The sequence below is a fragment of the Streptomyces zaehneri genome, assembly GCF_032248645.1.
GTDB classification, from domain to species: domain Bacteria; phylum Actinomycetota; class Actinomycetes; order Streptomycetales; family Streptomycetaceae; genus Streptomyces; species Streptomyces coriariae.
In genome coordinates this window covers 20,580-43,661 of the sequence record NZ_JASTTJ010000038.1, presented here as the reverse complement: position 1 = coordinate 43,661, position 23,082 = coordinate 20,580, and the positions used below count along the sequence as shown (strand labels likewise).

The window sequence follows — 23,082 nt, the reverse complement described above, 5'->3', positions numbered from 1 at the left end:
CGTGCGCTTCAGCCACCCCGACGGCTCGACCGTCCACCTCGCCTACTGCACCAACGTCCACCCCGCCGAAACCCTCGACGGGGTCATCGCCCAGCTCGGCGCCCACTGCGAACCGGTCCGGCGCCGACTGGGCGTCGAACGCCTGGGCATTGGACTGTGGTTGGCCCGCGACGCCGTCCGCGCCCTCACCGCGGACCCGGCCGCACCGGGCAGGCTGCGCACCGAACTCGACCGGCGAGGCCTGGAAGTGGTCACCCTCAACGGTTTCCCCTACGAGGGCTTCGGCGCGGAAGAGGTCAAGTACCGGGTCTACCGGCCCGACTGGGGCGACCCGGAGCGGCTCGCGTACACCACCGACCTGGCCCGGCTGCTGGCCGCTCTGCTGCCCGACGACGTCACCGAGGGCACCATCTCCACCCTTCCGCTGGCCTGGCGCACCGCCTACGACGAAAGTGCCGCACACCGCGCCCACAGCGCGCTGAACGAACTCGCCGGCCGCCTGGACGACCTGTACGAAGCCACCGGACGCCAGATCCGCATCGCCCTGGAGCCGGAACCGGGCTGCGTGGTGGAGTCCACCGCCGACGCGCTCACCCCGCTCGCCGCACTGCCCGCCGACCGCATCGGGCTGTGCCTGGACACCTGCCACCTCGCCACCGGCTTCGAGGAGCCCGTCGGCGCGCTGGCCGCCCTGGACCGGGCCGGCATCACGGTGTTCAAGACCCAGCTGTCCGCGGCCCTGCACGCCGCCGACCCCCGCGACCCGGCCGTACGCGCGGCGCTCGCGGCCTTCGACGAACCGCGCTTCCTGCACCAGACCCGGGCCCACGTCCTCGGGACCCTGCACGGCACCGACGACCTCGGCCAGGCACTGACCGAGGGCGCGCTGCCGGACACCGTGCCCTGGCGCGCCCACTTCCACGTCCCGCTGCACGCGCCCCCCGCCCCACCGCTGACCTCCACCCTGGACGTGCTGCGCGACACCCTGAGCGTCCTGCTCGGCGGCCCGCACCCGCGCACCCGCCACCTCGAGGTCGAGACCTACACCTGGCAGGCCCTGCCCGCCCGCTCCCGCCCCACCACCGACGCAGCCCTCGCCGACGGCATCGCCGCCGAACTCCGCCTCGCGGCCGACCTGCTGGCCGACCTCGGACTCAAGGAGCAGCAGTGACCACCAGCCCCACCCCCCTGCTCGTCCTGGATGTGGTGGGCCTGACCCCCGCGCTCCTGGACCACATGCCCCATCTCAAGGCGCTGGCGGGCCGCGGTTCGCAGGCCGAGCTGGGCACGGTGCTGCCGGCTGTCACCTGCGCCGCGCAGTCCACCTTCCTCACCGGCACGCTTCCCGCGGAGCACGGCATCGTGGGCAACGGCTGGTACTTCCGCGAGCTCGGCGACGTCCTGCTGTGGCGTCAGCACAACGCTCTCGTGGCCGGCGACAAGCTGTGGGACGCAGCCCGGCGGGCGTACCCCGGTTACACGGTCGCCAACATCTGCTGGTGGTACGCCATGGGCGCCGACACCGACTACACCGTCACCCCCCGGCCGATCTACTACGCCGACGGCCGCAAGGAGCCCGACTGCTACACCCGCCCCGCGGCCCTGCACGACGAACTCACCGAGAAGCTCGGCACCTTCCCCCTCTTCCACTTCTGGGGACCGGGCGCGGACCTGGTCTCCAGCCGGTGGATCGTCGACGCGACCCGCCACATCCTGCTCACCCGCAATCCCGACCTGACCCTGTGCTACGTGCCCCACCTGGACTACGACCTCCAGCGCTTCGGCCCCCGCGACCCGCGCTCGCTCAAGGCCGCCGCCGACCTCGACACCGAACTGGCCCCGCTGCTGGAGGAGGCGGTGGCCCAGGGCCGTACGGTCGTCGTGCTGTCCGAGTACGGCATCAGCGAGGTGAGCAGGCCCGTCGACATCAACCGCGCTCTGCGCCGTGCGGGCCTGCTCGAGGTGCACACCCAGGACGGCATGGAGTATCTCGACCCGATGGCGTCCCGTGCCTTCGCGGTCGCCGATCACCAGCTGGCCCACGTCTACGTGCGCCGTCCCGAGGACCTGCCCCGCGTGCGGGAGGTGCTGGAGGGACTGCCCGGTGTCGGTGAACTCCTCGGTGACGAGGGCAAGAAGAGCCACGGTCTGGACCACCCGCGCTCCGGCGAACTCGTCGCCGTGGCGGAGCCGGACGCCTGGTTCACGTACTACTACTGGCTCGACGACGCCCGCGCGCCCGACTTCGCGCAACTGGTGGAGATCCATCGCAAGCCCGGCTACGACCCGGCCGAGCTGTTCATGGATCCGCTCGACCCGTACGTGAAGGTCAAGGCGGCGGGCGCGCTGGCCCGCAAGAAGCTCGGCCTGCGCTACCGCATGGCGGTGGTCCCGCTGGATCCCTCCCCGGTGCGCGGCAGCCACGGCAGGCTGCCGCAGAGTGCCGAGGAGGGTCCCGTGCTGCTGTGTTCACGCCCCGGTCAGGTCGCCGGCTCTCTTGCCGCGACGGAGGTCAAGCCCTTGCTGCTGCGACTGGCGGGCATCGGCTGACCGCTGAAACCCGGGGCCGCGCACGTCGGCCGTCCGGCCCCCGCCGCCTTCAAGCGGTGGCGGGGCCGCCCGACCGCGAGGGCCGGATCGTGACGAGACGGGCGAGGCCGGAAACCGACAGGACCCGTTCGAGCAGCGGGCCGGCGATGAGTTCGATGCGGTCGGCGTGGGCGAACAGGACGCCGAGACCCGCGCTGTCGAGGTACTCCACATCCGTCAGGTCGACGACGACCTGCCCCGGTACGCCGTCGATCGCGTCGGCGAGGGTCCCGCTGTTGCTCATGTCGATCTCGCCCGCGACGGTCAGCAGGGTGCCGCCTTCGGGGTGTCCGCCCTGCGTGAGGGTCAGCTGAGTGGGCATCACAGGATCCTCGTGTGCATCTCGACGGTGGTGCCCAGTGGGCCGGGACTGATGGTCACATGGTGCGACAGAGCCTTCATGATGCTGATCCCCCGGCCCCGGTGGGGTGAGCCGGCCGGATCGCCTGGCTTCCAGATTCCGCTGTCCGCCACGATCACCCGGACGGTGTCGGAGAAGGCGTCGGCGTGCAGGCGGATGGTCCCGTCGGGGGAGGCCCGGTGGCCGTGTTCCACGGCGTTGGCACAGGCCTCACCGGCGGCGATCAGCACGTCCTGTGCCGTTCGCCGGGGCAGGTCGCACCGGGTGAGCCACTCGCGCAAGGTGTGACGCGCGACGGCGAGCTGGCCGGACTCCGCCGGGAACGAGAACCGCAGCGGGCCCGGATGCCGGTAGAGCAGGAGGGCCACGTCGTCGTCGTAGCCGCCGGCGGGCGCCAGCTCGGACATGAGAAGGTCGGCCAGTTCACGGGCGGCGAGGTCGCGGCCGTCCCGCAGCACCTCGCCGGCCCGGGCGATACCCACGTCCAGCGACTGCCGCCGCCGCTCGACGAGACCGTCGGTGTAGACCAGGAGCGAGGAGCGGGCGGGGAGCGGACAGACGTGCTCGGGGCGTTCGTGGGAGGGACGGATGCCGAGAGGGAGCGCGTGTCCGCCTTCGAGCAGGTGGGTGCCGCCGTCCGGGAGAGCGAGGACGCTCGGCGGATGGCCGGCGCTCGAGTAGGTCAGGTTTCCCGTCCGAGGGTCGAGAACGCCGCAGAAGACGGTCGTGCACATGGCGCCGGGAATGCCCTTGGCGAAGTGGTCGAGAGCCATGAGTGTGCTGGCGGGCCCGAGATCCTGGAGGAACAGGGCACGGCAGGCACTGCGCAGCTGGCCCATCACGGTGGCCGCCTGCAGGCCGCGTCCGACGCAGTCGCCGACCACGATGCCGATCCGGTCGTCCGGCAGCGCTATGACGTCGTACCAGTCGCCGCCGATCTCCAGCGGCGGGGTGGCCGGCTCGTAGCGCGCCGCGAAGCCCTCGGGCAGCAGGGAGGGGCCGAGGATCGCGCGCTGGAGGGCGAGAGCGGTCTCGCGCTGCTGGTCGATCTGGTGGGCACGGGTGAGCGCCTGGGCCAGATGTCCGCCGAGCAGCGCCAGCAGCAGTTCGTCCTCGCGGCCGAAGCGGCGCGCCGGCTCCAGCTCGATCCACAGGGCCATCGGGCCCTCGGGGTGTTCGAGCAGGATCCCGGCCCCGCTCTCGCCGACGACGGGGGTGAGCAGGGGGTGGTTCTGCAGGTCGCTGATGGCCTGCCGGCGCTCGGCCGGGATGTCCTGCCAGGTCAGTGGGCGGGTGGCGGTGAGGTGCGGGTGGCCGTCCGTGGTGAAGACCGCCGACAGGACGTGTTCGGCGTGCCACAGCTCCCCGAGTCGGTCCAGAGCCACCGTGAGCGCCTGGTGGAGTCCGGCCGTCTCGGCGAGGCGGGTGCTGAGAGAGGCGAGGGCGCTCTCGCGCTGGACGGCATGCCGTTCGGCCGTGACGTCGCGGAACGTCCCCACGATCATCCGGCGTCCGCTGTCGGGATCGCGGGCGTCGTTGAAGGCGGCTCTGACGTACAGCCGGTGCCCGTCCCGGTGGGTGAGGGGAAGGGTGTGGTTGCCGTGGCCGTGGGTGAGCAGGTGGGCGAAGGCGTCGGCCACCGTCCGGTGGGCCCCGGGGTCGGTCGTGGCATCCGGCCACCAGGGGTGCTCCGGTGCGTAGGGCAACCCGTCGGGGCCGTGGCCGAGCATGGTGGCGAACGCGGCGTTGACCTCGAGGACGGTGCCGGTGTCGTCCATGACGAGCAGGGCTTCCTGGAGCGAGTCCACCAGGGCGGCGCGCCACCGTACGTGGTGGGTGCGCAGCCGTGCCAGTTCCACGTTGGCGCGCACCCGGGCCAGCAGTTCGGCCGCCGCGAAGGGCTTGACGAGGTAGTCGTCCGCGCCCGCCGACAGTCCCTCGATGGACGCCTCCTGGCCCGCCCGGGCGGAGAGCAGCAGAACGGGGACCGAGGCGGTCCGGGTGTCCGATCGCAGGGCGCCGACCAGGGCGAGGCCGTCCATCAGCGGCATCATCACATCGCTGACTATCAGGTCCGGAGCCTCGGAGCGTGCGGCGGTCAGGGCCGCCAGACCGTCGCTCACCGCGTCGGCGCGGTAGCCGGCGCCGGTGAGGATGCGGACCAGGTACTCGCGCATGTCGGCGTTGTCGTCGGCCACCAGGACGCGTGCGCGCACGGCCGATCCGGAGGCGGTGGAAGGGGACGAGTCGTCGTGCGTCGCCCTGTCCCGCAGGGCGGTGCCGCTGCCGGCCGGGAGCCAGCGCAGGGCCTCCTGCACGTAGGGGACGGCGCCGGCCGACGCGGGGCGGGTCCGGGACGACTCGTGGACGGAGTCCGCGGGCAGGTGCGCGGACCCGAACGGCAGCCGGACGGTGAAACACGTACCCCGGTCCGGGGTGCTGTCCGCCGTGATGGTGCCGCCGTGCAGCAGGACCAGTTCCCGGACGAGGGCCAGGCCGATGCCGCTGCCCTCGTGGGAGCGGGCACGGACGCCGCTGATGCGGTGGAAGCGTTCGAACAGGTGCGGCATCTCGTGCGCCGCGATGCCGACGCCGGTGTCGGAGACCGTCACCACCGCCGCGTCGTCCTCCTCACGGACCGTAACGCGGAGAGAACCGTCGAAGGTGAACTTGAGCGCGTTGCTCAGCAGGTTCAGCATCACCTTCTCCCACATGTCCTGGTCGACGTGGACCGGCCGGTCCAGCGGGGGGCAGTCGACGACGAGGTCGAGGCCGGCCCGGTCGACGGCGGACCGGAAGACGCTGGTGAGTTCGGCGGTCAGCGCGGCCAGCTCCACCGGTTCGTAGCAGGCCTGGACCCGGCCGGCTTCGATGCGGGAGAAGTCCAGCAGGGTGTTGACCAGTTTCCCCAGGCGCAGTGCGTTGCGGTGGATCGCGTCCAGTTCCTGGCGCACCTCCACGTCGGCGTCCGCGAGCTGCCTCTGCAATTCCTCGACCGGCCCGGAGATCAGCGCGAGAGGGGTGCGGAACTCGTGGCTGATGTTGGAGAAGAACGTGGTCTTCGCACGGTCGAGTTCGGCCAGTTCCTCCGCTCGCCGCTGCTGCGCACGGTAACTGCGGGCGGAGGCGATCCCCGCGGCGAGGTATCCGGCGACGAGTTCGACGAACCCCCGGTGCTCGTCGTCGAGGGCACGGTATCTGTTCAGCGCGGCGACGAGGAACCCGTGAGGGGCGCCGCCCGGTTGCACCAGCGGTACGACCAGGGCCTGTTCGGGCGGCTGTGCCCAGGCGCCGGCGGGCAGGCCGCCGAAGAGGTCGGCGTCCAGCGGCACGCACACGGACGCGCCGTCCGCGAGGGCTGCCACGGGCCATGGGCCGGAGTCCTTCGGCGACAGCAGTTCCGCAGCCGCCGGGCGGTCCGTCGGCCATCCCGTCGTGCAGGCCAGACGGGGGCCGTCCTCGTGCAGGAGGTAGGTGAGGGTGAACGGCAGGTCCGCGAGGTTGCGTTCGAGCTGACGGCCGAGGAAGGCGAGCGTCTCCGCCTCCGTACGTACGACACTGGGGTCGGAGCCCAGATCGCGCAGGGTCGCCATCCGGCGTGCGCCCACGACGCGTTGGGTCTCCTCGCTGACGACACACAGCATGCCCACCACGGCGCCCGCGTCGTCTCGCAGCGGGCTGTAGGAGAACGTGTGGTAGGTCTCCTCCCGGTATCCGGACCGCTCCAGGAACAGCAGCAGCGCCTCGTCCCATGTCGCTTCGCCCGAGGCGAGGACGTGGTCGATACGGGGGCCGACGTCGGACCAGATCTCCGACCAGACCTCGCGGGCCGGGCGCCCCAGTGCCCACGGGTACTTGCGCCCCAGTGTGTTGCGGCGGTAGGCGGCGTTGCAGAGGAACGTGAGATCCGGCCCCCAGGCCATCCACATGGAAAAGCGCGACGACAGCAGGATGCGTACCGCCGTCAGCAGGCTCTGGGACCACTCGGCCGGCGGTCCGAGGGAAGTGGACGCCCAGTCGACGGTGGCGAGGTCGTCGCCGATGTCCGGATCGGCGGCGAAGGCCTCCGTCCAGTCGGCTCTGCCCGGATCATCCACACCTCTGTCCGCGTACGCCACCTGATACCCGCTTCTCGTCTGTGATCGCTTCGCAAGCCGCACACGACCCGTACCGAAGCCGTGCCGGCTTCCCCTGCTGATCCTTGTTGCCACTACACCGCGTTTGTCCCCCAGGACGCCGACAAATCTATTCCGCCAGGTCGGCGGATCCGGATGCATCGCCGATTTCCGATCAACGTCCGTTCGTTCCGTGGCCTGCGCGGCACGGTCGGGAGCGGCCTACGGCGCGGTGCGTGGACGTCGCGCAGGCCAGGACCGCCGACGGCACCGGGCTCCGGATAGGGGACTGCGTCGGGCTCCGGATACGGGACTGCACCGGAGCCGACGACCAGAAGCGGAGCAAGGGCTGAGAAGACGGCAAGGAGACGGCGAAAGGGGCGGACCCTCGGGTCCGCCCCTTTCGCCGTCTTCCTCGGGCTACTCGACCTTGGCCCAGTCGAGCGTGCGTTCCACCGCCTTCTTCCAGCCCGCGTACCCTTCGGTGCGCTGGTCGTCCGACCACTGGGGCTCCCAGCGCTTGGACTCCTGCCAGTGGGTGCGCAGCTCGTCGGTGTCGCGCCAGAAGCCGGTGGCCAGACCCGCCGCGTAGGCGGCGCCGAGCGCGGTGGTCTCGGCGACGACCGGACGGCTGACCGGTACGCCGAGGACGTCGGCCTGGATCTGCATGCACAGGTCGTTGGCCGTGACGCCGCCGTCGACCTTGAGCACGTCGAGGTGGACTCCGGAGTCCTGCTCCATGGCCTCGACCACGTCGCGGCTCTGGTAGCAGATGGACTCCAGGGTCGCCCGGGCCAGGTGGCCGTTGTCGTTGTAGCGGGCCAGACCGACGATCGCGCCGCGGGCGTCGGAGCGCCAGTACGGAGCGAACAGGCCCGAGAAGGCGGGAACGAAGTACATCCCGCCGTTGTCCTCGACGGTGCGCGCCAGCGTCTCGCTCTCCGCCGCGTTCTTGATGATCTTCATCTGGTCGCGCAGCCACTGCACCGCCGACCCGGTGACGGCGATGGAGCCCTCCAGGGCGTAGATCGCCGGGCTGTCGCCGAACTGGTACGCCACGGTGGTCAGCAGACCGTGCTGCGAACGGACCAGCTCCGTACCGGTGTTGAGGACCAGGAAGTTGCCCGTGCCGTAGGTGTTCTTGGCCTCGCCCGGCGCGTAGCAGACCTGTCCCACGGTGGCCGCCTGCTGGTCGCCGAGCACCCCCGTGATGGGGATGGCGGCGCGCAGTGGCCGGGAGGAGCGGGTCACCCCGAACGCCTCGCGGTGGGAGGACGGGTTGATGGTGGGAAGCATCTGCCGGGGGATGCCGAAGAAGCCCAGCAGCTCGTCGTCCCAGTCGAGGGTCTCCAGGTCCATCAGCATGGTGCGGCTGGCGTTGGTCACGTCGGTGGCGTGGACGCCGCCGTCGGGGCCGCCGGTCAGGTTCCACAGCACCCAGGCGTCCGTGTTGCCGAACAGGGCGTGCCCCTGTTCCGCCGCCTGGCGGACACCGTCGACGTTCTCCAGGATCCACTGGATCTTGCCGCCGGAGAAGTAGGTCGCCGGCGGCAGCCCCGCCTTGCGGCGGATGACGTCGCCCTGGCCCGAGCGTTCCAGGGCCGCCGCGATGGAGTCGGTGCGGGTGTCCTGCCAGACGATGGCGTTGTAGTAGGGACGCCCGTTGCGCGGGTCCCACACGACGGTGGTCTCCCGCTGGTTGGTGATGCCGATCGCGGCCAGATCCTCGGGGGAGAGGTTGCCGTGTCGCAGCGCGTTCTGCATCACCGAGTTGGTGCGCTCCCAGATCTCCACCGGGTCGTGCTCGACCCACCCTGAGCGCGGAAGGATCTGGGCGTGCTCCAGCTGGTGCTTCGCCACCTCGTTGCCGGAGTGGTCGAAGATCATGAATCGGGTGCTGGTGGTGCCTTGGTCCACCGCGCCCACGAAGTCAGCCATGGGTTGCCGCCTCTGCTGTGGGTGTCATTCCTCGGGGGCCGGAACTCGGCCGGGAGGCTCGGGCTCCGCCGTCGGCAGGAACCGACCGATGAAGGCCTTGTAGATGCCCGCACCGAGCAGGCCGCCGATCAGGGGACCGACGATCGGCACCCAGAAGTAGAGATTCCCGTACTGATCTCGCCATGCTGTGCCGTAGCCCGTGATGAAGCTCGCCAACCGGGGCCCGAAGTCACGTGCCGGGTTGATCGCGTAACCCGCGTTGGTGCCCCACGCCATACCGATGGCCACGACGATCAGACCGACGATGAACGGGGCCAGATTGGCACCCGGCGGCGTGTTCAGCAGGTCCGTGACCGCCAGGATCAGCAGGAGCAGGATGGCCGTGCCGATGACCTGGTCACGGAACGCGCCCCACTCGTGGACCGGCAGGTTCGGGTTGCCGTTGGCGGGGAGCGTGGAGAACACGCCCTGCGTCTTGATGGTGTGCCCGGGGTCGGCCTTCGCCAGTGCCTCGGTGTAGTTCCACCGCACGATGAGGGCCGCCACGAAGGCTCCCGCGGTCTGGGCCAGCGCGTAGGGCGCCACCTTGCTCCACGGGAAGCCCTTGAACGTGGCCAGGGCGACCGTCACCGCCGGATTGAGATGGGCGCCGCTCAGTCGCGCCGCGACGTAGACACCCAGGGTGACGCCAAGGCCCCAGGCCCAGGCGATGCTGTCGTGGTTTCCGAGTCCTCCCGGCGGCGTCGTGAGCGCTCCACCGGCGACCACCTGGGCCACCACGCCACAGCCGAAGAGAATGAGGACCATCGTGCCGACGAACTCGGCCGACACTTCGCCGACCAACCCCAACCTTTTGAATCGCTCAGCCATGGAAGCCCGCTTCCCGCCGGCGCTGAGCCGGCACGTCGACTGCTCGAGCTCTCCCGGACAACAGCATAGGGCGATCATGGACCAAGCGCACAAATAGGGCATCTCTCTGTTTTCTGGCCTTCCTGTCACCGTGGGTGCGGCACCGTCGGTGACGGACCGATCGTCATCCGTGATCGGCCCGTAGCCGACGGTGCCGACAGTGGCGGAACGCCCCGCCGAGGGCCGACGACCTGCCTGGCGAAAGCGCGCAGGAAGGATCGACCCGTCCGGCCGTCCGCCCGTCCGGCCGTCCGCCCGTCCGGCCGGCCGTCCGTACGGCCCGCCGACGGCGATGTCGCGCGTCCGACAGCAACCGAGTCGGTCCGAACGCGTCCGGACTCGAGATGATCTCTTGGGTGGCGAAGTCCGGCACAGTATGACGAAAAGACTCCGAACGTGCTCATCCCGCCTGTCGGCGGCGGCTCAGGCATAGCGTTGCCCGGATGCTCAAGGCTTTCCTGGTCAACGTCCTTCCGGTGGTCATCGCGGTGACCGCCATCGCCGTTCCCACCTGGCTCGGCGTGCGGCAGACCCGCGTCAGCCGGCAGGCGAACAACATCCAGCCCATGATCGATCTGCTCGCCGAGTTCCGGTCGGCCGCATTCCACGACCAACACGACTACGTGTGTGCCCGACTCCAGCAGGAGCACGCCGCGGACGCCGGGGTGCGTGGGCTTCCGCACGACGCCAAAGCGGCCTTCTGCAACGTCGTGTACTACTACCAGACGCTCGCCAACCTGACCGTCTTCAGGATCGTCGACGAGAAGGTGTTCCTGCCGCTCCTGCGGCACCGGATCGTCAGCGTCTGGCAGGCGGCCCGGCCCTACGTGGAACGGGAACGCGAACTGCGAGGCAGTGACGGCTCCTACCTGTCGGCGTTGGAGGAACTCGCCTCCCGGACGGCCGAGCTGCCGCACACGTACCTCCGTGACCGCATCGCGGACAGCCGGTCCGGCCGACGGTGGTGGACGCGGCGGCTCCGCTGGGGTCGTTCGCGCCGGACCGCCTGAGACCGGGCGGGCGTTCGCCGGCCTGCGGGGGCGGGTGATCGGTTCGAACGGCAGCCGCGTGCGTTGCCGTCGGCACCCGACGGGACGCGTCTTCCGGCTCCGGCGCTCGTGCCGGTGCTGTCGGGCCGGGGCGGCGGTGCATGTGCGGTGATCGGGGCGACCATTTCCGACTACCCGTCAGCCTCCGCTGACAGCAGCGCCGTCATCGGGACCCAGGACGTGCGTGCTCTGCTCGCCTAGCCGAGGCTGTCGGCTCGTGGGGGGAGCATTTCCTGCGGCCATGTGCCCCTGTGAAGCTGAGGAGTTGCTGATTTCGTGGGTACGCGCGTGACTGTTTATGATCTTGGTCATGTCTGTGCAGAGCTTTGACAAGAACCTCTCCCGTAAGCAGAGACTTCAGGAGAAGCAGCGCCGTCAGCTGGCGGTGGTGGACACCGTGGACAAGGCCGAGACCAAGGTCCGCAAGGCAGAGGTCGAACTGGCGTTGGCTGTCACCGAGGCGGTGCAGGTGTTCGGCGACGAGCAGTCCGCGTCCGAGGGGCTCGACATGCCGGTCGAAGTGATCCGGCGCTTCCTCGGCATGGCCCAGGACGAAGCGTCCAGTGTCGACAACGTCGTCGAAGTCGCCGACAAGACCTGAGGTCGGTCTTCGATAGCCCCGAACGGTCACGGTCGTACGGGCCGCACGGGCCGCACGGGCCGCGCGGCCGTCTGGACGCGTGAGCCAGGGCCGTCAATGCATCGGCGCGAGGATGTATCGGTCGAAGTGGTTGATCTGATCGCTCGTCGTGGGGCTGGTGGCCTGCCGCTGCCCCGGACTCGGCAGACGTGTGCGCGCGGCCAGGCGGCGCAGGGCGGCGACGGCGCCTTCGTCGAGTTGCGCCCCGCTGTAGCCGATGTACGCCACAACACCGGTGCGTCGGCAGTGAGGTGCGGACCGCCGTCGGCGCGCTGAGCACCAGGCGTCGGCCGATGGCCCGAGCCACGAGCCCGACGAGTGCTTCGGCTCCCACGACCAGAGGGAGCGGGAAGTCGAGCTCGAAGCGTCCGCCGACGTCGTGACCCGCGTCGCAGTATGCGCGCGCCCAGACGGTCAGCGACCAGGCGACGCAGCCCGTAGCAGCGCGGAGCCGGGCCGGGCGGCCCGGTGCTCAGCGGTCATTCGTTTGCCGTCATGGTTCTGTACGCCTCGTGGCGTACGTCGGGGTTCCTGTGCCTGCGGAGCAGGCGCAGCAGTGACCGCCACTCCTCGGGCCAGTCGAGCGGGCCGCCCGTTCCCTTCGCGAGGCCGACCGCCAGCAGGCCCGTCGCGGTGCCGCCGTCGCGGGCGAACCGGTCGGCCACGGTCAGCAGGGTCGCGGCGCGCTGCGGAACAGCGCGATACGCCGAGGACGACCGCAACCGGTCGGACGTGTCGACCGCGACGGTCGTCCCCGCGCCTTCGAGAGCGTCCGCGAGGTTCCGCAGTCGTTCGGGCAGCGCGGACGGCTCCACGGTGCGATCGACCAACTGAGCGAGCAGGTGGGCGCGTTCGGCGATCAGAAGGGGTTCCGACGCCAACTGCTCCGCGACCGCTTCGAGCAACTCGGGTCGCACTTCGTCGACGTAGCCGAACGAGGTCAGGTTCCGGAGCCGCTGGAGGGCCGGCAGGTCCCGGCCCTCCAGCGCGTCACAGCCGCCCTGCGTCGTGCGCATCGCCGTCAGCAACTCGGCCACCGCGCCGTGGAACATGCTGCCCGGCGCGGCCCCGCCCACGGGATGCGGCAGCTCGGACACGGCCAGATCGCGAATCACCCACCCTGCGAACTGCCAGTGCGTACGCTCGCCGAGGTCGCAGACGGTACGAGTGATACGGACGGCAAGTTCGGTCGAGTAGCGGCACCACACCCCCATGGCGCGCAGCAGGGCATAGCCGCCTCCGAAGCCCTCCGTGAGCGCGAGCGACGTGTCGTACGCCGCGACGACCACCGCGGCGTAGGCGCGGCGGTGCGGCTCGGCCAACTCCCAGGGGGTGACGGCCAGGAGGGCTTCGTGCACGGGCTGGGCGTCGTCGCGCGCGACGTCCTCGAGCAGGTGCCAGGCCTCGGGCTCGCCGAGCAGTGGCGGCAGTGCGCGGACGACGGCGGCCCGCACGTCGGGGTGGCGGTCGGGAGCCTGGAAGGCGCTCGCCAGCAGGGACACCGCCCGCCGGGGCGGCAGGAAGCTTGCGGCGAGGCGTACGGCCTCCTTGCGTGAGGTGACCTTCGCGGGCCGCTCCCCGGTGAGCAACGCGCCCAGGGAGAGCGCGAGTTCGGATGGAGCGGTGAAACGGGCGGCGCGGGACGCCGCGTACACGGCTACCCGGGCCCGGTCGCTGCCCGCCTGTTCCAGCAGAGCCGGCAGAGTGTCCTGGGGCCGGTCGGTCCAGGGCAGGGCGCCGAGCGCGGCCTCGGCGACGACCACCTCCGGGTCGTCCTTGTGCGCGAGCGCCAGCGCCCGCCCGAACTCGGGCACCGGGGCCGCGGCCCGGATCAGGGCGGCCCGCTCGTCGAGCGCAAGGGCATCGTCCGCGACCGCCTCTCCGGCCAGCAGTACGGCCGCGCGCTGCTGGCGGGGCAGCCAGCGGTCGCCGTCGCCGAGGTCCGGCAGCGGGCGCCGAGCCCCGTGCACCAGGAATCGCCCGTAGGGCGCAGACGCGTCGAGCAGGGAGTCGAGCAGATCCGTGCGCCGCCGGGTCAGCACCCGCCGTACGGGAGGGAGGACCACCGACGACGGTTCGAGCGCGACGATCCTGGCGACCCGTTCGCCGCGGGTCGCCGGTGCGTCCAGCCACAGTTCGGCCGCCGCCCGGAACGTCTCGTCGTCGCCGCGTTCCAGGGCTGTGACCAGCCTCGCCTGGAGCTCGGGCAGCCGCCGGGCGCGTGGTCCCAGTGCGGCGGCCAGGCCCAGCAGCAGCCGGAAGTCGGCCCGGTCGGCCCCGGCGTCGAGCCAGGGGCGCAGGGCCTCGAACACCTGGTGTTCCTGGCCCCGCCGCAGGACGCGGTGCAACGGGCCGAAGTCGGGTACGCCGACGCGGCTCGTGATGCGCTCCAGGGTGCGCAGCGCCCAGTGCCGCAGGTCCGACGCCTCCTTGGTGGCGTGCTCGACGAGCAGACGTACGGCGAGGGTGCGCAGCGCCCTCAGGGTGCCGGCGGATGTGTCCCGTGCCTCGAGTGCGCCGGCGGCGATCACGTCCAGCAGCGGGACGTCGTCGGCGGCGAAGAGCCGCGGGTGCGTGTCGGCGAGCGCGCCGAGCGCCTCGGCGCGTACCGGGTCCCGTTCGTTGCGCAGCCGGCGTCCCGCCGTGGTCAGCAGCTCGGTGATCGCCTCCCGGCTGCCGTCCCGGGCGGCGCAGGCCACGAACAGCGGCCAGGCGTTGGCCCGGTCGTCGGCGTCGGACCGTCCGATCGCCGCGAGCAGCGCGGGACGTGCCTCGTCGATCGGGCCGTGGGCGAGGGTGTCCAGGTCGTCCCACCAGTAGCCGGTGCCGTCGAACTCGGCCGCCGCACGCCGGACTTCCGCCCAGCGGCGCTCGCGCGGCAGCAGGCCGAGGACGCTCAGCGCCGGATCCCGCTGCGTCCCTCCGTCGGCGATCGCGTCCACGAACGCTGGGCGCAGGCCGGGCGCGAGGGCCTTCACCAGGGCGGTGAAGTGGTCGCCGCGGTTCAGCCAGTGACGGCCCAGCGCGGTCAGCGCCGCGGGATCGGCCCGCACGAGCCGGTGCATCACTCCGGGCGGCGGTGTCGGTTCATGGCGCTGTTGGCGGCGGTCGGGGGAGGTGATCCAGCGGATCACCCGTTCGGCGTCGACGGTGGCGAGGGGGCCGAGTCCGTTGTTCAGCGCGGGCGGCAGACTGCCGGGACCGTGCCGCTCCAGCAGGCTCAGAACCCGTTCGGGGCGCAGCGGCGCGAGTGCCGCGACCGTGGTGGCGTGCAGGCGCCACCAGTCGTCCCGCTGCTGTCCGCCTGCCCGGTCGGCCAGGGTCTGCTCGGCGTGGTCCAGCACCGGATCGGGATGCCGGCACGCGAGCCGCGTCCAGCCGTCGACGGCGTGTGCCAGCCCCGGCAACTCCCGCGCCACGAAAGCGGGAGAGCAGGCCGGCAGCAGCCGCGCTGCCTCGGCGTCGCCCCATTCCGCGCGCAGTCGCACCACCAGCCGCTCGGCGAGCGCGGTGCGGCCTCCCGCGGCGAGCAGCCGGGCCAGCCGCTGCCGCAGGACGGCCGGCGCGTCGTCGAACGCCGCCTCCACCGCCCGGTCCGGTACGGGCAGGTCACGTGCGCCGCGCCGCGCGTACCCGGCGACGACCGGGTCCGGATCGGCCAGCCGCTCCGCCAGGAACCCCGCGTCCCGTCCGACGAGGGCAGCCAACGCCGCGAGCCGCCGCTCGTACGGTCCGCGCCCGTCCAGCTCGGTCAGCAGCGGGGCGAGCGTCCCGTCGTCCGCAAGGCTGCGTGCGGTCCGTGCCGTCAGGGTCAGGCGTGCGGGGAACGGCAGCGGTGCGAGGGCGGAGAGCAGTTGCTCCGCGTTGATCGGCATCCGCCGATTGTGCCCGGCAGCAGGTATTCACGCGATCGAATAAGGGGGCCCGCAGGCTACGGCCGTGGCCGGCAGGCCCTTCGTGATCCTGCTGCCCCGGGAGCCGACGCCACGACGGCGTCTGCGCACGCCGCCCACTCCTGAGACACCTCCGGGTCCGGTCCCACGCATCTGCCCCGAGCACCGGCCCCGGCCGGCGTCCAGCAGGCGACCGGCACGCCTCAGATGTCGTCAACGCCACGTCGTCGAGGGCTGTTTCCCTCGCCGTAAGGGCGTTCGAGGCGTCGGCACCGGATACGACAGGACCGCCACTTCGTACGAGGCAGCTGCCGGTCCCGCGTCATTCCTGCTCCGGGGAGGATCGGTGGGAGGACGGACCCTGGTGCTCCTGAGCCGGGAGGTGCCGGCAGCGCACGGCGAGGGCCGCGATGTCGTCGTCGAGCCTTCCGCCGGCATAGCGGAGCAAGTCCTTGCGAAGCTCGGTCAGCAGCTCACGGGGCGGGGCCGCGCGGTGTCGGCTCATCCACTCCGGCAGCGGGAAGAACGTGCCGCTGCGGTCGCGGGTTTCCGTCACGCCGTCGGTGTAGAGCAGCATCTGATCGCCGGGGACGAAGGCGACGGTGTCCACGTGGTAGTGGTCGCCGAGCAGCGCCGCGAGATTGAGGGGTGTGGAGGGGCGGGTGGGCTCGAGCACGTGGATTTCGCCGCTCTGCACGAACACCGGTGGCGGATGACCGCAGTTGAGGACCTTGACGTGCCCGCCGCCGTGGGGGATCTCGGTGATCAGGGCGGTGGCGAAGTGCTCCTGCTGATCGTCGGCGGGGATCGCGGCGCTGTAGCGGGTCATGGTGATCTGAAGGCGACGGACCAGCCCCTTCAGGTCGGGCTGGTCGTACGCGTTCTCGCGGAAACAGTTGATCACTGCCGCGGCCGCCCCCACCGCTGACAGCCCCTTGCCGCGTACGTCGCCGATGAGCAGGCGGACGCCGTACGGTGTGTCGGCCACCTCGTAGAAGTCGCCACCGATCCGGGCCTGCTCCTGGGCCGCCCGGTACAGCGACTCGATCTCGAGGCCCTGGACAAGGTGCGGCAGCGGGCGGAGCAGCACCTTCTGGGCCGCGTCTGCGACGAGCCGGACCTGGAAGAGTGTCTCCTCGCGCTGGAGCCGGAGATGGCTCGCGTAGGCGGCCGCCAAGGTGACCGCAGCGATCGCGGCGACCGTGTACGGCGTCCCCAGATCGGAGTAGACGAAGCTGATGCCGATCATGATCAGAAGGCAGAACGCCCCCAGCAGGACCGTCGGGAGCACGGGCCACAGCGCGGCTGCGAGGGCGGGTGCCGCGGGCAGGAGGCGGCTGAAGGCGATCTCTCGCGGAGTGGAGAAGGCCAGGCCGGCGATGACGACGGTGACGAGCACCGGTGACAGCAGTACGGCCTGCCGCTGGCCGCCGTAGGGACGGTGGCGGCGCCGGAGCTGCACTGGCCTGATCACAATTCCGATCTTATCGGGACGAAGTGAGTGACGAACGGATCCGCCACTCTGCGATCACCCTTGGTCGGGCCCGGCCGAACCACGATCAGGCTGCCGGGGAAGGGGAACGGCACGCGCTGCGTGGCCGTGCGGGCAGCCGTGAAGCCCTCTGCGGCCGCCCGCACGACGACGTGCTCAGGGCTTGGCGGTGTACACGACACCGGCCAGGCTCTGGGCCGCGGAGCCCCACACCTGGTCGTACAGGGAGGAGTCGACGCCGAGTGTGTAGAGGAGCCAGGCGGTCGTGACGCCGTAGGTCAGTTTGAGCTGGGCGGCCCGGGTGATGGTTCCGCTGTCGCAGCCGATGCCCGAGCTGTCCTCGAATCCGCAGTGGAACCCACCGGTGATGACGCGCAGTTGGGTGGCGGCCGGCTTGGCGTCGTACATCTTCTGCTGGTTGCCGGCGACACCGGCGATGCTGTCGGCGCTACCGCCGACGTACTGGACGGGGATGCCCAGCGCGCCGGAAGCGCTGACGGCGGACGGGTTCGTCTCCGCGGCCGCGAGGGTGGAGACGGACCTCACGGCCGGGTTCCGGCTCGCGGCGACCAGTGCCGCGCCCCCGCCCATCGAGTGCCCCGAGACGGCGAGCCGGCTGGTGCTGACCGCGCCGGCGAACCGTGAGCCGGTGGTGCTGTTCTGGGTGGTGAGCCAGGTGAGTGCCGCGTTCAGGTCGTCGGCGAACGCCGAATGGCTCGGGAACAGGCCGCCCTGGGACTTGGGTGCGACGGTGATGACTCCCCAGGAGGCGTAGTGCTTGAGCAGGCTCTCGTACTGGGTGATCGCCTGGAAGAAGCCGTGCCCGAAGGCGAGGCCGGGGTGGGCGCCGGAGGCGACCGGCGCGTTCGCCCCGGCCGTCGTGCCGGGGTACCAGACGCGTGCGCTGTACGAGCGGCCCGAGGCCGAGACCGTGAGATCCGTGTAGGCGACGGGGAACGACCCTGTGGTGGAGGGGTCCGCCGCGCGCACCGAGGCCGACGCCTCCGACGCCTGGGCGGCTGGTGCGAGGGTGAAGGCGGCTGCCGCGGTCAGCAGCAGCGCGGTCATGGACCGCAGGAGTATACGGAACACGAGATCACCTTTTCTGTGGGGAGGAAGCAGTGATTTCCGGTGGTACGTCTCCGTGCTGTCCGGGCGTTCTCCGGCCGTGGGCCGGAGGTTCTCGCCGCCGCGGGCACGCCCGTGGAGCCCGAGCGGTGGATCGGGGGGAGTGCACCGAGCTGAACCGGGGTGCGAGTCCTGGAGCCGGTGGCCGTGGTGGAACGCGACCGCGGCTCCCCGTCGCGGGTGACGCTCAGCCGCCGAAGCGCAGGGTGAAGTCGCGCAGCGTGAGGCTGACCAAGGGGGCACGGCGGCCGAGTGCGCCGAGCCGGCTGTCAGCCGGCGCCGTCCACTCGGCACGCGTCAGGCGCACGGCGGCGCTGCCGCGGACCCGGCTGGTCTTGATCCGGCCGTTCAGCGTCTGCGCCAGCCTGAAGGCCACCGGCCAGCGGCCGGGAAGGCTTCCCCGCTCGGTGTACCGGCCGGCCGCGAGCGTGCCTCGGCCCGTCTTGGCGGCGCACGAAATGCCGTCCGACCGCTGGACCTCGAAGATCGACATCTCCTTGGGGATGCCCCACAGCGCGCGACCGCCGGCCATGGAGGTCTCGCTGTCGACCCAGATGTCGGTGATGCATACGCGGGGCCGCGCTCCGTCCCGCACCAGCACCGCCCGTAGCAGTTCGTTGTAGTGCAGGACGCTGTCGTTCTCGTAGACGACCCAGGCCGCGCCGACCAGGCCGCGGCCGGCGACGGTGAGGTGGCGCGTGCCGGGCGCGCCGGGGGGAAGTTCCGCGCGCGGCACCAGCCAGAGAGACAGGTACATCTGACCTGCCAGGTGCCAGGGCTCATCCGGGTAGGGAGTCATCACGCGTCCGTTCCGTGGGGAGGGTGGAGGCGCCAGGCACCTGGGGCGGTGGCCGGGACGGCCGGCCGGTGCGGTGGGACGGGTGTGACCCGGCGGTACGGAAGTCCGGGGCCGGGGCGGGGGTCGGACTCTCCTTTGTTGGGCCACAGGGCGGTCGCCCGCTCGGCGAAGGCGGTGATGGTCAGTGAAGGGTTGACGCCGAGGTTGGCGGAGATCGTGGAGCCGTCGATGACGTGCAGTCCTGGGTAGCCGTGGAGACGATGGTAGGGGTCGATGACACCGGTGCCGGAGCTGTCGCCGACGGTGCATCCGCCGATCAGGTGACCGGTGGTGGGGATGTCGAAGAGGTCTGCCCAGGTGCCGCAGGCCTGACCGCCGATCCGGTCGGCGGCCGTGCGGGCGGCTCGGTGTCCCGCCGGGATCCAGGTCGGGTTGGGTGCGCCTTCGCCGGGCCGGCTGCCGAGGCGACGCCGGCCGGTCCGGGTGCGCCGCAGACAGGTGGTCACCGAGTTGTCGACCGACTGCATGACCAGCAGCACCACGGACTGCTGGGACCAGCGGCGAGGGTTGTGGAGCGCGGGAAGGCGCCGGGCGTTGCGTGCCATGGCGGCGAGTCCCACGAGGAAGCGGGACCGTCCCGGCACCGGGTCGACGAGCATCGCGCCGAGCAGCCCGAGCAGGTTGCTGCCGCGGCCGTAGCGGACCGGCTCGACGTGGGTGGTGTCGTCCAGGTGGACGGAGGAGGTGATGGCCACGCCGTGGGAGTAGTCCGCGTCGCGTGCCCGGGCGCGGACTCCGAGGATGGCCTCCGAGTTGGTGCGGGTCAGCCGTCCGAGCCGGGGGGAGATGTCGGCGAGTGAGCCGTCGTCCTTGAGGGTGTGCAGCAGGCGCTGGGTGCCCAGCGCGCCGGCCGCGAAGATCACGTGGCGTGCGGTGAGCGTCTGCCGTCGCCTGCGCGGGACAGCCCCGGTGCGGACCGAGGTGACGGCCCAGCCGTCGCCGGCGCGAGTGACTCCCGTGACGGTGCGGCGCTCCATGACGTGCGCGCCGGCCCGTTCGGCCAGGCCGAGATAGTTCTTGGGCAGGGTGTTCTTCGCGTTGTTCCGACAACCGGTCATGCACGCGCCGCAGTTGACGCAGGCGTTGCGTGTGGGCCCGGCGCCGCCGAAGTACGGGTCGGGCACCGCCGCGCCTGGGACGGCGTCGGCCGGACCGAAGTGGACTCCGACCGGGGTGGGGCGAAACGTGTCGTCACAGCCGAGGTCTCGTGCGGTGTCCCTCAGCAGCAGGTCGGCTTCGGTGAACACGGGGTTGGGCGTGACGCCGAGCATGCGACGGGCCTGTGCGAAGTAGGGGGCCAGTTCACGGCGCCAGTCGGTGAGGGACGCCCAGTGCGAGCCCTCGTAGAAGGCGGCCGGTGGTTCGTAGAGCGTGTTGGCGTAGCCGAGGGATCCGCCGCCGACACCGGCGCCGCTCAGCACGAGGATGTCGCCGAGCAGGGAGGTGCGGAGGATGCCCGTGCATCCGAGCCGGGGCGCGAACAGGTACTTCCGCACCTGCCAGGACGTCCGCGGGAAGTCGGTGTCGGCGAAGCGGCGGCCGGCTTCCAGGACGCCGACCCGGTAGCCCTTCTCGGTGAGGCGCAGCGCGCTGACGCTGCCGCCGAACCCCGACCCGACGACGAGTACGTCGTAGTCGAAGGCGTTCACGCGTCGTCTCGCACGCTGAAGTCGGCCAGCAGCGGGGTGACGAGGCGTTCGAGGTTCACGCGCCGTACCTGGGGGTGGACCGCGGTGAGCGGGAGGGGGCTGTCGAGGCCGGGGACGTGCGGGAGGAGCGCGAGGTGGGGAAGCAGCACGAGCAGGAGCGACAGCAGCGCGTCCAGGTCGGCGTCCTTGCGCAGGCTCCCGGCGGCGACGGCCCGTTCCAGGAGGGGGCGGAGACCGGCCAGGTATATGGCGTTCACGGGTACCCGGACCGCGTCCCGTACAGCGGGGTTCATCTCCATGTTGGTGGCCGCGGTCACCCCGCGTTCGAGCGGCTGCCCGGCGAAGTAGTCGAGCCAGGCCTCCAGCGCGTCGACGAGATGGGCGGAGAAGTCCGTGGTCCCGTCGTAGCCGTCGAGCCACGGCTGCATGTGCGCGTAGATCCGGAGCGAGGTCTGTTCGGCGACGTAGGTGAAAAGGTCGAGCTTGCCCGAGAAGTACTGGAAGAGCGAGCCCTTGGCGACCCCGGCCTCGCGGGCGATGACGTTCAGGCTGCCCGTGGAGTAGCCGTGGGTGCCGAACTCGTCCATCGCCGCGACCAGTACACGCTCGCGGCGGGCCGGCGAGAGCCGGGTCCAGGTGGGCGTGGGCATGGGCACTCCTCCGTGTGACCGGGCGGTCATGTGACCGCCCGGTCATGGTGGACGCCCCGGTCACCGGATGTCAACGAGTCTGACAGCCAAGGCTGTTGAGGGCTTTCGCGCACCCATTGACAGGAGGGGCCGCGCCGTCCAGCCTGTGGTCGGCCAGTGATATGACCGGCTGGTCACAAGGAGGTCGGCATGCAGAAGGTGTGTGTGATCGGGGCGGGTTCGTCCGGGATCGCCGCCTGTCAGGTTCTCGCCGAACGGGGCATCGCCTACGACTGCTTCGAGCTGGGATCCGACGTGGGCGGCAACTGGCGCTACCTGAACGACAACGGACAGTCGTCGGCGTATCGCTCGCTCCACATCAACACGTCCCGCCAGATCATGGAATACGCCAGTTTTCCCATGTCGGACGAGTATCCGGTCTATCCGGGCCACGCCCACATAGCGCGCTACTTCGACACGTTCGTGGACCACTTCGGGCTGCGCCCGTCGATCAGCTTCCGCACCGAGGTGGTCGAGGTCGTCCCGGCCGGGGACAAGTGGGCGGTCACCTCACGCCCCCGCGGCACGAACGACCACGAGACCGGTACGTACGACGCCGTCCTCGTCGCCAACGGCCACCACTGGAAGCCGCGTTGGCCGCGACCCGGCATCGCGGGGGCCTCGGACTTCGAAGGCACCCAGATCCACTCGCACGACTACCGCGTACCCGAGCCGTTCGCCGACCGGCGGGTCCTCGTACTGGGCATCGGCAACTCGGCCTGCGACATCGCCGTGGAGACCTCGCGCGTCTCCCGGCGGACGTACCTCGCCATGCGCCGGGGCGCGCACATTCTGCCCAAGCACCTGTTCGGCACGCCCACCGATCATCTGACCCACTCATGGCTGGCCAAGGCGCCCCTCGCCGTTCAGGACCGCGGGCTGCAGCTCCTGCTGCGACTGAGTCGTGGCCGGCTGGCGGACTACGGGCTGCCCACCCCCGCCCACCGCGTGCTGGCCGCCCATCCGACCATCTCCGACGATCTGCTGTCCCGGCTCAGCCACGGCGACATCACCGTGAAACCCGCGCCGCGAAAGGCCGACGCCGACCACGTGTTCTTCGACGACGGAAGCGTCGAGGAGATCGACACGATCATCTACTGCACGGGGTACGACATCGCGTTCCCCTTCCTCGAGGACGAGCTGACCGGCTCCGGGGACAACGATCCGCGGCTCTACCGCCGGGTTGCCGCGCCGGACCGACCCGGGCTGTACTTCATCGGTCTGGTCCAGCCGCTCGGTGCCGTCATGCCGCTCGCGGAGGCCCAGTCGCACTGGGTCGCCGACCTGCTGGAGGGCCGCTGCGCGCTGCCCGGACGGGAGGAGATGCTCGACGAGATCCGCACGTACCGCGCCCGGACGGCCCGGCGTTACGTCGCGTCGACCCGGCACACCATCCAGGTGGACGCGCGGGCGTATCTGAGGGAACTGGCCAGGGAGCGCAGGCGCAGGGCGGTGCCGCGGTAGCGGCAGGACGTGGCCTGCGCTACGTCAACTGGTCCCGGGCGCGGGGGCATTGTCTGGGACCTGGTGGCCCTCGCGCGATCCCGTGCTCGCGAACCGGCGGACCTGCTCGTCGGTCGGTGGCCACTGCGCGGGGTCGAACGCGGTGGGCCCCGGGGCGGTGAAGGCATCCATGCGGTGGCCGGTGTCGATACGTTCGGGACAGCAGCCGACGAGGCCGTCCCCGCGCCCGCGGGAGTCGTCCGGGGCGGCAACGACCGTCCCGGCGGGAGCGGGGGCGACGACCTCACCGGGCCGCCGGACCCGAAGG

The 23,082-nt window shown here is 71.3% G+C and carries 16 protein-coding genes; 5 read left to right on the top strand and 11 right to left on the bottom strand.

What is annotated here, in order from left to right; all coding sequences use genetic code 11:
• Position 1: 1 nt before the first annotated feature.
• Both eboE and QQM72_RS38500 read left to right on the top strand, forming a co-directional pair.
• A complete protein-coding gene (gene eboE / locus QQM72_RS38505; protein WP_314225466.1) occupies positions 2-1,171 on the top strand; it encodes a metabolite traffic protein EboE in 1,170 nt (389 codons plus the stop codon).
• Positions 1,168-2,550, top strand: coding sequence for a nucleotide pyrophosphatase/phosphodiesterase family protein (locus QQM72_RS38500; protein ID WP_314225465.1), 1,383 nt, complete (start codon positions 1,168-1,170; stop codon positions 2,548-2,550). The genes eboE and QQM72_RS38500 overlap by 4 nt, the downstream gene beginning before the upstream one ends.
• 49 nt (positions 2,551-2,599) lie before the next feature.
• Here the strand turns inward: QQM72_RS38500 and QQM72_RS38495 are convergent, their stop codons facing one another.
• The 4 genes from QQM72_RS38495 to QQM72_RS38480 form a co-directional block, all read right to left on the bottom strand.
• The gene (locus QQM72_RS38495; RefSeq protein ID WP_314225464.1) at positions 2,600-2,911 is read right to left on the bottom strand and encodes an STAS domain-containing protein; all 312 of its coding nucleotides are present in this window, start codon (positions 2,909-2,911) and stop codon (positions 2,600-2,602) included.
• Positions 2,911-6,879, bottom strand: coding sequence for a SpoIIE family protein phosphatase (locus tag QQM72_RS38490; protein WP_314225473.1), 3,969 nt, complete (start codon positions 6,877-6,879; stop codon positions 2,911-2,913). The genes QQM72_RS38495 and QQM72_RS38490 overlap by 1 nt, the downstream gene beginning before the upstream one ends.
• 606 nt (positions 6,880-7,485) lie before the next feature.
• Positions 7,486-9,003 carry a glycerol kinase GlpK gene (gene glpK, locus QQM72_RS38485; protein WP_314225463.1) on the bottom strand — a complete coding sequence of 506 codons (1,518 nt, stop codon included), beginning with the start codon at positions 9,001-9,003 and terminating at the stop codon, positions 7,486-7,488.
• A gap of 24 nt (positions 9,004-9,027) precedes the next feature.
• Positions 9,028-9,873, bottom strand: coding sequence for an MIP/aquaporin family protein (locus QQM72_RS38480; protein ID WP_314225462.1), 846 nt, complete (start codon positions 9,871-9,873; stop codon positions 9,028-9,030).
• A 482-nt stretch (positions 9,874-10,355) separates the two neighbouring features.
• Here QQM72_RS38480 and QQM72_RS38475 point away from each other — a divergent pair, with 482 nt between their 5' ends.
• Together QQM72_RS38475 and QQM72_RS38470 are read left to right on the top strand one after the other, a co-directional pair.
• Positions 10,356-10,922, top strand: a complete 567-nt coding sequence (locus tag QQM72_RS38475) for a DUF4760 domain-containing protein (RefSeq protein WP_314225461.1) — start codon at positions 10,356-10,358, stop codon at positions 10,920-10,922.
• 349 nt (positions 10,923-11,271) lie between these two features.
• Complete coding sequence (locus QQM72_RS38470) at positions 11,272-11,562, top strand: hypothetical protein (protein ID WP_314225460.1); 291 nt, start codon at positions 11,272-11,274, stop codon at positions 11,560-11,562.
• Between the two features lie 93 nt (positions 11,563-11,655).
• Here the strand turns inward: QQM72_RS38470 and QQM72_RS38465 are convergent, their stop codons facing one another.
• The 7 genes from QQM72_RS38465 to QQM72_RS38435 form a co-directional block, all read right to left on the bottom strand.
• Positions 11,656-11,829, bottom strand: coding sequence for a hypothetical protein (locus QQM72_RS38465; protein WP_314225459.1), 174 nt, complete (start codon positions 11,827-11,829; stop codon positions 11,656-11,658).
• A 251-nt stretch (positions 11,830-12,080) separates the two neighbouring features.
• Positions 12,081-15,476, bottom strand: a complete 3,396-nt coding sequence (locus tag QQM72_RS38460) for a hypothetical protein (RefSeq protein WP_314225458.1) — start codon at positions 15,474-15,476, stop codon at positions 12,081-12,083.
• A gap of 340 nt (positions 15,477-15,816) precedes the next feature.
• A complete protein-coding gene (locus QQM72_RS38455; protein WP_314225457.1) occupies positions 15,817-16,968 on the bottom strand; it encodes a PP2C family protein-serine/threonine phosphatase in 1,152 nt (383 codons plus the stop codon).
• 174 nt (positions 16,969-17,142) lie between these two features.
• Positions 17,143-18,078 (bottom strand): alpha/beta hydrolase family protein, encoded by a 936-nt coding sequence (locus tag QQM72_RS38450; RefSeq protein WP_314225456.1) that lies wholly within the window; start codon positions 18,076-18,078, stop codon positions 17,143-17,145.
• Positions 18,079-18,301: 223 nt separating this feature from the next.
• A complete protein-coding gene (locus QQM72_RS38445; protein ID WP_314225472.1) occupies positions 18,302-18,913 on the bottom strand; it encodes an acetoacetate decarboxylase family protein in 612 nt (203 codons plus the stop codon).
• Positions 18,913-20,622 (bottom strand): GMC family oxidoreductase, encoded by a 1,710-nt coding sequence (locus QQM72_RS38440; protein WP_314225455.1) that lies wholly within the window; start codon positions 20,620-20,622, stop codon positions 18,913-18,915. The genes QQM72_RS38445 and QQM72_RS38440 overlap by 1 nt, the downstream gene beginning before the upstream one ends.
• Entirely contained in the window at positions 20,619-21,272 is a 654-nt protein-coding gene (locus QQM72_RS38435) for a TetR/AcrR family transcriptional regulator (protein ID WP_314225454.1), read from the bottom strand. The genes QQM72_RS38440 and QQM72_RS38435 overlap by 4 nt, the downstream gene beginning before the upstream one ends.
• A 189-nt stretch (positions 21,273-21,461) precedes the next feature.
• Between QQM72_RS38435 and QQM72_RS38430 the strand changes: the two genes are divergently transcribed.
• Positions 21,462-22,775, top strand: coding sequence for a flavin-containing monooxygenase (locus tag QQM72_RS38430; protein WP_314225453.1), 1,314 nt, complete (start codon positions 21,462-21,464; stop codon positions 22,773-22,775).
• Positions 22,776-23,082: the final 307 nt, after the last annotated feature.